Source organism: Acinetobacter sp. YH12231, assembly GCF_013417755.1.
GTDB classification, from domain to species: Bacteria; Pseudomonadota; Gammaproteobacteria; order Pseudomonadales; family Moraxellaceae; genus Acinetobacter; species Acinetobacter amyesii.
Genome location: NZ_VPDJ01000019.1, coordinates 1 through 12,029 on the forward strand (window position 1 = coordinate 1; position 12,029 = coordinate 12,029).

9 protein-coding genes and 1 pseudogene are annotated in these 12,029 nt (G+C 39.8%); 9 read left to right on the top strand and 1 reads right to left on the bottom strand.

Features of this window, described 5'->3' with window-relative positions; translation table 11 throughout:
* The first annotated feature begins 281 nt into the window (after nt 1–281).
* Nucleotides 282–839 (top strand): annotated as a pseudogene (locus tag FTV11_RS12315) (GNAT family N-acetyltransferase).
* A 247-nt stretch (nt 840–1,086) separates the two neighbouring features.
* Here FTV11_RS12315 and FTV11_RS12320 read toward each other — a convergent pair.
* Complete coding sequence (locus FTV11_RS12320; protein WP_180007759.1) at nt 1,087–1,410, bottom strand: pyrimidine/purine nucleoside phosphorylase; 324 nt, start codon at nt 1,408–1,410, stop codon at nt 1,087–1,089.
* A 656-nt stretch (nt 1,411–2,066) separates the two neighbouring features.
* On the opposite strand from FTV11_RS12320, the gene FTV11_RS12325 reads away from it, so the two are divergent.
* The 8 genes from FTV11_RS12325 (at nt 2,067) to FTV11_RS12360 (ending at nt 12,023) form a co-directional block, all read left to right on the top strand.
* Nucleotides 2,067–2,939, top strand: coding sequence for a MetQ/NlpA family ABC transporter substrate-binding protein (locus FTV11_RS12325; protein ID WP_180007758.1), 873 nt, complete (start codon nt 2,067–2,069; stop codon nt 2,937–2,939).
* A 75-nt stretch (nt 2,940–3,014) separates the two neighbouring features.
* On the top strand, nt 3,015–4,040 hold the full coding sequence (locus FTV11_RS12330; protein WP_168377623.1) for a methionine ABC transporter ATP-binding protein: 1,026 nt from the start codon (nt 3,015–3,017) through the stop codon (nt 4,038–4,040).
* On the top strand, nt 4,037–4,732 hold the full coding sequence (locus FTV11_RS12335; protein WP_078188742.1) for a methionine ABC transporter permease: 696 nt from the start codon (nt 4,037–4,039) through the stop codon (nt 4,730–4,732). The genes FTV11_RS12330 and FTV11_RS12335 overlap by 4 nt, the downstream gene beginning before the upstream one ends.
* Before the next feature lie 365 nt (nt 4,733–5,097).
* Entirely contained in the window at nt 5,098–5,460 is a 363-nt protein-coding gene (locus tag FTV11_RS17170; protein WP_257223247.1) for a hypothetical protein, read from the top strand.
* A gap of 273 nt (nt 5,461–5,733) precedes the next feature.
* Entirely contained in the window at nt 5,734–9,306 is a 3,573-nt protein-coding gene (gene dnaE / locus FTV11_RS12345; RefSeq protein ID WP_180027301.1) for a DNA polymerase III subunit alpha, read from the top strand.
* 51 nt (nt 9,307–9,357) lie between these two features.
* Entirely contained in the window at nt 9,358–10,200 is an 843-nt protein-coding gene (locus FTV11_RS12350) for an RNA methyltransferase (RefSeq protein WP_180027302.1), read from the top strand.
* On the top strand, nt 10,193–11,002 hold the full coding sequence (gene cysE, locus FTV11_RS12355; RefSeq protein WP_111883774.1) for a serine O-acetyltransferase: 810 nt from the start codon (nt 10,193–10,195) through the stop codon (nt 11,000–11,002). Before FTV11_RS12350 ends, cysE begins: the two co-directional genes overlap by 8 nt.
* A 106-nt stretch (nt 11,003–11,108) precedes the next feature.
* Nucleotides 11,109–12,023, top strand: a complete 915-nt coding sequence (locus FTV11_RS12360; RefSeq protein ID WP_180027303.1) for an ABUW_2363 family tetratricopeptide repeat lipoprotein — start codon at nt 11,109–11,111, stop codon at nt 12,021–12,023.
* Nucleotides 12,024–12,029: the final 6 nt, after the last annotated feature.

The window sequence follows — 12,029 nt, forward strand, 5'->3', positions numbered from 1 at the left end:
AATGGCTTTTATGGCTTCAGCTTTAAATTCTGCGGTGTAAGTCTTCTGTTTCTTGCTCATGGTAAACTCCTAATGAGTATGTATAGTTTACCAAGTTAAACCCTCCTGTTTTTTAAGCACACATCAGTTGTCTATTTACCAATATATTTACTGCTTATAGAAATGAACGTGCACATAGTGAAGTTGATAAGCCTTATTCACAACAAATACGTGAATTTTTATTGATTAATGAACTATATTTATTAGAAAGCAAAGCAATTAAAAGATAAAGATGAATTAGCATGAATCAGTTTATCGCAACGCCTCGCCTCATCCTCCGCCAATAGAAAGACTCCGACACTGCCCCATTTATCCAAATGTGTGCAGATGACGACGTCATGCGTTATTTTCTAAAAAAACTCGATGCTTCAGAAGCCACCACATTTATGCAGCGCCTACGCGATGCAATAGAAACACGTGGTTGGGGTTTATATGCCGTTGAGTTGAAAGCCACAGGCGAATTTATTGGTTTTATCGGCTTACACGTACACCCACCTGAGTTTGAAATAGTCGATGCACCTGAAATCGGCTGGCGACTACTACCGCAATATTGGCATCAAGGTTATGCCACCGATGGAGCAAAAGCTGTACTCAAACATGCTTTTAGAAACTTAAGACTAGATAAAGTTATTTCCTTCACTGCAAGTTTGAACACACCATCAGAACGTGTGATGCAACGCATTGGTATACAAAAAATCCGTGAATTTAATCATCCACGTGTAGCTGCGGATCACCCATTAAACCGTCATGTACTCTATGAAATACAGCGTAGTGACTATTTACACATTCCATTTTGCTAATTGAATATTTATTCACAGCAAAACCAAAGCACATTAACTCTGCCAAACAGTGGTTATAGATGATGTTAAAAAGCTTAATTTTAGTCACCGCAGGATTTCGTATAAGACAGCAAAATCATTCATGTAATCATATAAAAAACCCCGCTAAGTGCGGGGTTTAAACTCTAAACATAACAATTGCTATGACTTAGAAATAAAAAATCATAAGTTGGAAAGCTGAAGCAACTGCAAACCTGTCTAAGCATGCTTAATCAAAATGGCATACATAATCAACGACATCAGTACATTGCACTTTAAAAATAGAATCTTGTGGAACAATAAAGCTTTCGCCAGACGTATATTGAACAAACTCGCCCTGCTCCCCAATTTGCACGACACACTGCCCAGATGTGATTTCAACACGCTCTTTCACATGTGCCTCAAACGTCATGGGTTGGTTTGATGGCAAAAATACACCGATGGTTTTTTGACTACCATCTTCCATTTTTAAAACATGGCTCACCGATCTACCGCCATCATAATGAACCGTAGGCTTTTTTACAACTGAGACGAAATCAAACTGATTTGACATAGCGTGCCTCACATAGTAATTTATTATGATCAATTATTAAGCAGTTTATATTAAACAATGTAGCGGATTCAATATTCCTCAGATTTAGATCTAAGATTTTGAAAAACCATGAATCAGAGTTGAACTTCAAATATATCAATAAAGATTTCAATGCAGATTAGATTGAAGCTCTCCGTTATTTTCACATATGAATGTTACAAATTTTGTGAATGACAGGACTTATTTCATTTTTATCATATTTTCAGCAATACATTTTAAAATTTGTTATATAGACCTAAACATATACAAATGACGTACTTAAATAGTTTAATTATAAATAATATATTGTTTTTACTTATTAAATTATTTAATTAAACATATTCCATTTACATTTTTGCTGCTAAGCATAACTTTTTAAATCACTATATTGAATAATAAAAAATTGATATGATGCCTAGCGAAATATAGAGATTTACTTTATTAAATCTTTTGTTTACAGCAGCTTGCAATGGCTATCTTTTCCCATTTGGAAATAGACTCAGATCTAATTGTATAAGTCTGTGTAGCATTTTAAATTATTAAGCATCTATCAGCCTGTCTGATAAAAGACTTAAGTAAATCTCTCCATAATATGATTTGTGAATTTATTAATTTTATAAATTTACTCGGGTGAATATATGAAAAAGCTCCTAGGATTAGTTCTCGGTTTATCTGTTGGCCTTTCAGGCTGTGGTAAACAAGAAGCTCCTGCAACTGACGCCGCACAACAAAAAGACACTGCAGAAGTGCAAACCGTTACCATGGCTTCGACTGGTTCAGATGCTGATATTTGGCGCTATATTGCTACGCTTCCTGAAACTAAAGAAGCTGGCATTAAACTTGAAGTGAAAAACTTTACTGACTATGTGTCTATGAACACTGCTGTAGCGAACAAAGAAATTGATGTTAATGCATTCCAGTCATATGCCTATATGGTTGCGTTTAACGACAACAATAAAGATAAAATTGCACCGCTTTCGACAACTTATTTAGAACCAATGGGTATCTATTCAAGCAAAGTTAAAAAACTTGAAGAGTTTAAAACAGGTGCAACCATTGCGATTCCAAATGATGGCGCAAACGAATCACGTGCATTGTTACTACTTCAATCTGCTGGCTTAATCAAACTTAAAGCTGATTTTGACGATGTAAAAGGTACACCTGCTGACGTCACTGAAAATGCGAAGAAAATCGTAATCAAGCCAATCCAAATGGCGACTGCGGTTCGTGTTAAAGACGAAGTTGATGCGATTGTTTTGGGTAATACCCTTGCAATGGAAGGTGGTTTAAACGTACTGAAAGATGCGGTTTACTATGAGCCAATCGATCAAAGTACAAAAATGAACGTGAATATTCTTGCTGTTGCTGCTGACCGTCAAAATGACCCAGTTCTACAAAAAGTGGGCGCGCTTTACCACACTCCAGCAGTTAAAGCTTACATCGATGAACATTTTGGTGGTACTAAAATTGATGTAAACAAACCAACTAGCTACCTCACTGAAGCAAAATAGTAATATAATTTCTTCAAATAAACAGGCAAAGTTTACTTTGCCTGTTTTTTCATTTTTGAACCCTTTTTTGACGCTATGATCCAATTTAAAAATATCTCCAAGCATTTTGAGCTAAAAGGCCAAACCGTTACAGCACTGGATCAGATTAATCTGGACATTCCAGATGGCTGTATTTTCGGTTTAATTGGCTACAGTGGTGCAGGCAAAAGTACCTTAATCCGTTTAATTAATTTGCTAGAACGTCCGAGTGAAGGGCAAATTATTATTCATGATAAAGACTTTACTGCTTTAAATTCGGCAGAGCTGCGTCAAGAAAGAACCAATATTGGCATGATCTTCCAGCACTTCAATTTACTGCAAACCAAAACAGTTGCAGAAAATATTGAAATGCCGCTTAAACTTTTAGGTGTGTCTAAAGCTGAACGCCAAAAACGTTTAGAAGAGTTGCTCGAATTTATTGACTTAAAACATAAGAAAAATGCTTATCCAGATGAGCTCTCTGGTGGTCAAAAACAACGTGTCGGGATTGCCCGTGCGCTTGCCAATCATCCTAAAATTTTACTGTGTGATGAAGCAACATCTGCTCTCGATCCGCAAACCACCAAATCGGTATTGGCGTTATTAAAGAAAATCAATCAAGAACAAGGCATTACCATTGTCATGGTCACCCATGAAATGGATGTGATTGAATCCGTTTGTGATTATGTTGCGGTAATGGAACAAGGGAAAGTCATCGAACATGGCTCAACTTTAGAGATTTTTAGTCAGCCAAAACACAATACAACGAAAAACTTTATTCAAACTGTATTACAGCAACAGCTCCCTGTTAATATTTTAAATAATTTAGAAAATCAAAATCATAACAGTATTTATTGTTTAAAATTCCTCGGCAGTTCGGCACAAGAAACTGTGATTCAGGCGGTAATTAAACAGTTTGATATTAGCCTGAATATTTTGTTTGCCAATATGACTGAAATTAATGGTGCGGTGATTGGACAAATGTTCGTTCAGCTATTAGGTGATACAGCATTGATTCAACAAGCGGTGGCGTTCTTAGAACAACATGGTGTTGAAGTCACTCAAGCAGGAGTTCAGCAATGAGAGATTTAATTGTTCAATGGCTGACTCAAATTACAGCACCCTTTTGGAAAAGTTCTTTGTCTATGGATCAGTTCGTCACTGCCCTACAAGAAACTTTTCACATGGTGTTCTTTGCCATGCTCTTCGGCTGTATTTGGGGTTTTATCCAGGCCGTGATCTTATATGTCTCACGTCCACAAGGCATTTTGCCTAACCGTGTCATCTACCATGGTTTGAACCCGATAGTGAATGCGCTGCGTTCATTGCCATTTATTATCCTCTTGATTGCGGTCATTCCTTTGACCAAAGTCATTGTAGGGACATCAATTGGGACTTGGGCTGCGATTGTTCCGCTCACAATCTATGTTGGTCCTTACATTGGTCGTCTGATTGAAACATCGTTGCTCGAAGTAAATGACGGCATTATTGAGTCTGCTCAAGCAATGGGTGCATCTCCGCTGCAAATCATTACTAAATTTGTCCTACCAGAGTCTCGTAGCTCTTTAATTTTAAACTTAACGACTGCAACCATTAGCTTAATTGGTGCAACAGCCATGGCGGGTGCAGTAGGTGCAGGCGGTATCGGTGATCTTGCCATTTCTTATGGTTATCAACGTTTTGATAGTAGCGTGGTCATCATGACCGTGATTGTCTTGTTGATTTTGGTGCAAATTGTTCAAAGTCTGGGAGACTGGTTATCAAAACTGCGCTAAGCCTGCATAATTCATATATTTAAGCTCTCTTCGGAGGGCTTTTTAATGTTTAAGATTTGGTTTTTTTTTAAGCTAAAATTAAACCAAAATTTTTTTTAGTTTTAAATTATTTTGACGGCAAATTAGCAACACCATAAAATTTAAAATATAACCTTCAATATTACGTTTACAAAAACTTGATTGAGTACAAAATATCAAAAGAACAGGATTTTATATTCCCCATGCAAACAATACTGCTAACACAAATTTTACGCTTAACTTTTTTCACAACGTGGATATTGATCACTTCAGCAGCATCTGCATCCATTGCTGATTATGACTATGTCACTAGTATTAAGGTAAATGATGTTGACTTAGCCTGACCCTTGCCTGCATCAAAAGCAAATGCATTAATCAGCAAAAATCCAGTAAAGCTTAAATATGAATATTCAGAATGTGCCGGCAATACTGAATTTCATGTCACATCAAAAGGTAAATTTCTAAAATTTGAAATTTATGCTGAGGACAATTCTCAAGTTAAAAATGATTCATTCTATAAAAATAAAAGCAGCTTCGCCCAACTTGGACAAACCAAAGGGAATGTTTGGATGGAATGGGATAAATCCACTCAAATACGCGTTAAAATTCAAATTGGGTCAAAACATCGGATAAGCCAATATGACTATCAACAATTTGTAAAAGACTTTACCAAAAGTGCAAAATTAGCCAATCCAAATGAAGTGGCTTAAGTGATTTTACTCTCACCGACTCATGCAAAATCCGTGCTGAAAGAGCCGCATAACTATGATTTACCCTATATTGGCAATCTAGCCTTCAACTTTAAAAATAGCAAATTAATAGCTTTTTCAGTTAATCAAGGTATTGCTTGCTAAACCGTGATTGTCATACAGCGTTTATTGCTTAAACAGTGAATTTATAAATCTGCATAAAGCCATGCAATAAACGCAAGTTTGATCTCAGAGCATGCTAAAATCAGCAGCTGTTTTCGCAGGGACTCATCTATGCACTTTGTACATCTTGGTATTTTTACAGAATTTTCCATTACTGAATCTATTGTACGTATACCTGATCTTGTAAAAGCTGCAGCTGCAGATGAAATGCCCGCTCTGGCCATTACTGACCTTTCAAATCTACATGCTGCTGTAAAATTCTATAAAAAGTGCTTAGATAAAGGCATTAAACCCATATTTGGTTCAACCATTCGTTTGAATGATGCTGAACACAAAGCTACTCTTCTAGCGATGACCAATAAAGGTTGGCGCAGTCTAACAGAGTTGGTTTCTGAAGGTTATATTTCAGGTCAACAGCTTGATATTCCTTGCGTAAAAAAAGATTGGATTTTAAATCAACACCAAGACTTGATTGTTTTACTGGGTATGCAAAGTGATGTCGGCAAAATGCTTTGCTCGTCCAACCCGCAAAAAGCTGAACCTCTGTTAGCTGAATGGGTCGAAAAATTTGGCAATCGTGTTTATCTAGCGATTACACGGACTGAGCGCTCGGGTGAAGAAGACTTTATTCACGAAGCAGTAAAACTTGCGAAGAAATTTAACATTGGTGTGGTTGCTCATAACGATGTGCATTTTATACGTAAAGAAGATTTCGAGGCACATGAAGCACGTGTTTGTATTGCCGATGGTTATGTCCTTGGTGACAATCGTCGCCCTAAAAATTATAGCCCTGAACAATATTTCAAAACTGCAGCGGAAATGACTGAGCTCTTTTCAGACATTCCAACGGCTATTGAAAACACCTATCACATTGCACGACGCTGTAATGTGTCATTACGTTTAGGCTTCCATGACCTTCCCGATTATCCAATCCCTGAAGGTCATACCATTGACACCTATTTTGAACATTTATCAAAAGAAGGTTTAGAAGAACGTTTAGCGCATTTGTACCCTGTCGAACAACGTGGTGACGACTGGCCAGAAATTCGTAAGCCTTATGATGAACGTTTGGCTTATGAAGTTGGGATCATCCTGACCATGCAATTCCCAGGTTATTTCCTAATTGTCATGGACTTTATTCAATGGTCTAAAGGTAATGGCGTCCCTGTTGGTCCAGGCCGTGGTTCGGGTGCAGGTTCCTTGGTTGCCTATAGTTTAAAAATTACTGACCTAGACCCACTACGTTATGACCTACTGTTCGAACGTTTCTTAAACCCTGAACGTGTATCAATGCCCGACTTTGACGTCGATTTCTGTATTGCAGGTCGTGACCGTGTTATTGACTATGTTGCACGCACCTATGGTCGAGATGCGGTCTCTCAGATTGCAACTTTCGGGACCATGGCGGCAAAAGGTGCAATTCGTGACGTAGCCCGTGTCTTGGGTAAATCTTATGGTTTGGCTGACCGTATTTCTAAAATGATTCCGACCAAGCCTTTAGGTTTAAGTTTGGAAGAATCCATTGAGGCCGAACCACAGCTAAAAGATATTGTCACCAACCCATCGAATCCAGATAACGACGATGCAGCCGAAATTTGGGAAATGGCACTCAAACTTGAAGGCATTACCCGTAACACAGGTAAACATGCCGGTGGTGTGGTTATTGCACCAACTAAGTTAACTGACTATTCGGCTGTCCTATGTGATGCAGATGGAACTAACCGTGTAGCCCAATTCGATAAAGACGATGTGGAAGCTGCAGGTCTAGTTAAATTCGACTTCTTGGGCTTACGTAACTTAACGGTAATTGAAGATGCCATTAAGCACATTAATGCCCGTCCAGATATCACTACACCTGTCGACATTTCCTTGATTCCTTTGGATGACAAACCTGCCTATGCTGTGTTCGCAGATGCAAATACCACAGCAGTCTTCCAGTTTGAATCCGTCGGCATGAAAAAAATGCTGAAAGAGGCACGTCCAAGTAAGTTCGAAGAAATTATTGCTTTCGTGTCTTTATACCGTCCAGGCCCGATGGATCTGATTCCTGACTTTATTTACCGTATGCATGGTGGCGAGTTTGAATACTTACATCCATTACTAGAAAGTGTCCTTGAACCGACATACGGCATTATGGTGTATCAGGAACAGGTAATGCAGGCAGCGCAGTTCTGTGCTGGCTATAGCTTGGGTGGCGCGGATTTACTTCGTCGTGCCATGGGTAAAAAGAAAGTCGAAGAAATGATTAAGCACCGTCAGATCTTTACTGAAGGTGCTGCAACCAAAGGCATTGATGCGGATACGGCCAACCATATCTTCGACTATATGGAAAAATTCGCAGGCTATGGTTTTAACAAATCCCATGCCGCAGCCTATGCCCTTGTTGCATATCAAACCGCTTGGTTAAAAGCACATTTCCCTGCTGAATTTATGTCAGCGGTGATGACCTCGGAAATGCAGAACACTGACAACGTGGTGTTCTTGATCGATGACTGTCGAATTAACGGTCTTGAAGTTTTACCGCCATCAGTCAATATGTCTTTGTACAACTTCCATGCCAGTGATCCCGAAACGATCGTATACGGTTTAGGTGCGATCAAAGGTGTCGGTGAAGCTGCCATGCAGTCTGTGATTGACTCACGTATCCAAGATGGTCCATATAAAGACCTGTTTGACTTCTGTCATCGTATTGACCTGAAAAAAATCAATAAGCGTACCCTTGAAGCATTGATTCGTGGCGGCGCACTGGATTGTTTAGGTTTAGAACGTGCTGACTTGATGGCACAGCTCCCTGAGGCCGTTCAAGCGGCGGATCAAGCACGTACCAACCGCGAAACAGGCATGATGGACCTGTTTGGCGAAGTAGAAGAAGTTCAGCGTAAACCAGCCAAACCAGTCAAACCTTGGTCTGATGAAGTTCGTCTTAAAGGCGAAAAAGACACACTCGGCCTATATTTAACAGGTCACCCGATTGATGTGTATCGCCCAGAGTTAAAAGCCTTTATTTCACAGCGTATTAATGAACTTACGCCTACACGACGTGGTGTCACTACAGTATTTGCAGGCCTAGTAGTCGATGTTGCCAACTTCCCAAACCGCATGATGGTAACGCTAGATGATGGTACTGCACGTATTGAAGTGTCTGCGAATCACGAACGTTTTAACCGCTTCAAAGACGTGATTCAAAACGAAAAAGTGGTGGTAATTGAAGGTGAAATTTATGAACGTGAAGGTTTTGATCGCCCAATGGGTCGTCTAACTAAAGCCTTCAGTCTGAATGAAATCCGTCAAAAACGTGCCAATGCGATTCAAATCAAATTAACGCCGGAACATTTTAGTAAAACGCTCTCACGCGATATCCAAAATATTCTGCTGCCTTTCTGCAATGTCGATATGTGTACGCATATTCCCGTGCAGTTATATATTGACTACCCATATGCGACGGCTGACATTCATTTGGGCTTAAACTGGAAAGTTGCCCCGCTAGATGAGCTACTGTCTAAGCTGCGTGACTACTTTGGTAAAGAATCTTTGCATGTTGAATATCATGTCAAATCCAAAGCAGCCAAAGCGGTGAGTTATGAACAAGCTTCTATTCCTGCGCAAGTTCCTCCACCGCCAGATGGGATGAGCATGGATGATGCCATGGATTTATACCAAGCAGAAGCCAATCAATTTTCTTAAAGTTTAAACGCTGTTTGAACTGCTTTTTTAAATAAACATATTGGAAATATCATGAATCAAACTGACAATGCTGCGGTTTCAGCACATCTCTCCCATGTGCGTATTGTCATGGTGAATACAACATTACCCGCAAATATTGGTAGTGCATTACGTGCCATGAAAACCATGGGACTTTCAAAGCTGGTCTTAGTTGCACCTAAGACTTACCCGCATCCTGACATTAATGCTTTGGCTGCCGGTGCTGTCGATTTAATTGATCAAATTGAAATCGTTGAATCATTAGAAGATGCCATTAAAGATTGTCATATTGTCTTTGGGACCAGTGCGCGTAGTCGTACCATCCCATGGCCATTACTTGACGCTCGCCCTGCTGCTGAAATGTCTCTCAAAGCGGTCTGTGAACAACAACAAGAAATTGCCGTGGTATTTGGCCGTGAAGACCGTGGTTTGACCAATGAAGAATTGGCAATGGCCAACTACCATGTCACTATTCCAGTAAATACTGAATATGGCGTCTTAAACGTTGCTCAAGCGATTCAAGTCATTTGCTATGAAATGCGCATGGCCGCCCTTGCACATACCGAGTTAACTGCAAATCCTGATGCCAACATGCATGTTACCAATAACATCGATATGGAATGGGACGAACCTTTGGTGACCCATGAAATGATGGAACAGTTCTACCCGCATATTGAAAAAATGCTGGCAGAGATTGAATTTATGGATCCAAAAAATCCAAGATTATTACCTTTACGCTTGCGTCGCCTATTTGGACGTATACAATTAGATCGTATGGAATACCACTTATTACGTGGCATCTTTAGCCGAGTACAGGCATTAAATAACGGAACATGGAAAAAATCTACAGACAATGAGGATCAATCTAATGCTTAAGCAGCTCAAAGAAGATATACAGGCTGTATTCGCGCGCGATCCTGCTGCACGAAATACGCTCGAAGTCTTAACGACTTATCCAGGAATTCATGCCTTAATCATGCATCGTATGGCACATGAACTTTGGAAAAAAGAGTGTAAAGGCTCAGCTCGTCTATTGTCTTCTTTTAGCCGCTTTGCCACAGGCATTGAGATTCATCCGGGTGCGAAAATCGGTCGTCGTTTCTTTATTGACCACGGTATGGGTGTGGTGATTGGTGAAACAGCTGAAATTGGTGATGATGTCACCCTCTACCATGGTGTGACCTTAGGTGGCACGACTTGGAACAAAGGCAAACGTCACCCAACTTTGGAAGATGGTGTAGTGGTTGGCGCTGGTGCAAAGATCTTGGGCCCATTTACGGTGGGTAAAAATGCCAAAGTCGGTTCAAATGCCGTCGTGACTAAAGAAGTTCCTGCAAATACTACTGCTGTGGGCAATCCAGCACGCTTTATCACCAAAGATAAACCAAAAGATGAAGCGGAAACACGTCGTCGCGACTATGCAGAAAGTATTGGTTTTCAGCCTTATGCTGCAACCCAAGACCAAACTGACCCGATGTTAGAAGGTATGCGTGTATTGTTAGATCGTATTCAGCACAATGAAAAACGTATGAATAATTTGTGTCAGCGTTTGTCTCTCCTTGACCCAACGTTCAAAAAGCAACAGCTTAATGAACAACCTTTTAGTCAGGAAGAACTTAAAATCATTGAAGATGTGCGCCGCGAATGCGAAGCTCAAAGTAGTCAATCTAAGGCTTAACCAAAAGCAATCAGAATAAATTGCCTTTAACTTGCATGTTGTTCAGAGTTTTTTTAGACTGACCAACATGCTTTTTTGTATAAAATAAATTTAATGGATGAATAATATGACGCTTAAGCCCTTGGCAGTTGCTTGTATTGCTTTAACCCTTGCCGCTTGTGGAAGCGCCCCAACTAAAAATAATGCTCCTAAAGATGCCATGATTTTTGTAGAGCCTGAACTGACTCCACCTTTCTACGCACTCAACCCATTTAACTACGATGCACCACCTCCTTTTGAATTAAATTTACAAAAAGCTGCAGCACAGCCTGTGACTAAGATGGTGGTAACTAGCCCAACCGACCCATCTAAGCAATTAACCCTTGAAGAAAACCGCCTGATTATCCCCACTGTTGACAGCAAAGAACGTTCGATGAAATTTGCTGCTTTAGCAGGTGACAATGAAATCGACATTACTGAAATTGATGATTTCTTACAGCTTGTTGAAGGTAAAGCACGTCACTATCCACCACGTTTTGTTCAACGCCAAGAACGCAAAGGGTTTGAGCTTAAACTCAAGGAAGTTACGCAAAAATTAGATACGCTTGCGTCTAAAGACAACGCCTCTTTTGATATTTTAGTTCGTGCATTTAAAGCCAGTGTGATGGCACGTAACCTTGATTTGGGTTCTGTGTACACAACTAAATCATTAACTTACGCACAACGTATTTTAAAAATCAACCAAGATGATGCAGAAGCAAACTTCTGGTTCGGTTTCGGTTTATCTGAAGGTGGCGGTCAACGTGAAGCGATTCCATACCTAGACAAAGCGATGAAAGCGGGTGTTCAAGAAGCGTATCTTTCTGCAGCAAATAACTACATTGCGATGGAACAAAAAAAGAACGCAATTCAGGTCTTAAAGAACTATAAAGTGAAATACCCACAAGAAGGCGAAGTCGCTGACCGCTTAATTCAAGAAATTGAAAAGCAAGGCCGTTGGAATGTTTGGCAAGTTCTAAATCCACCTAAAGCTACATCTTAATTGTAA

Bases quoted from the DNA above. Each gene is read 5' to 3' on its own strand.
- FTV11_RS12320 (WP_180007759.1), bottom strand. From the start codon at position 1,410: ATGTCAAATCAGTTTGATTTCGTCTCAGTTGTAAAAAAGCCTACGGTT.
- FTV11_RS12325 (WP_180007758.1), top strand. From the start codon at position 2,067: ATGAAAAAGCTCCTAGGATTAGTTCTCGGTTTATCTGTTGGCCTTTCA.
- FTV11_RS12330 (WP_168377623.1), top strand. From the start codon at position 3,015: ATGATCCAATTTAAAAATATCTCCAAGCATTTTGAGCTAAAAGGCCAA.
- FTV11_RS12335 (WP_078188742.1), top strand. From the start codon at position 4,037: ATGAGAGATTTAATTGTTCAATGGCTGACTCAAATTACAGCACCCTTT.
- dnaE (WP_180027301.1), top strand. From the start codon at position 5,734: ATGCACTTTGTACATCTTGGTATTTTTACAGAATTTTCCATTACTGAA.
- FTV11_RS12350 (WP_180027302.1), top strand. From the start codon at position 9,358: ATGAATCAAACTGACAATGCTGCGGTTTCAGCACATCTCTCCCATGTG.
- cysE (WP_111883774.1), top strand. From the start codon at position 10,193: ATGCTTAAGCAGCTCAAAGAAGATATACAGGCTGTATTCGCGCGCGAT.
- FTV11_RS12360 (WP_180027303.1), top strand. From the start codon at position 11,109: ATGACGCTTAAGCCCTTGGCAGTTGCTTGTATTGCTTTAACCCTTGCC.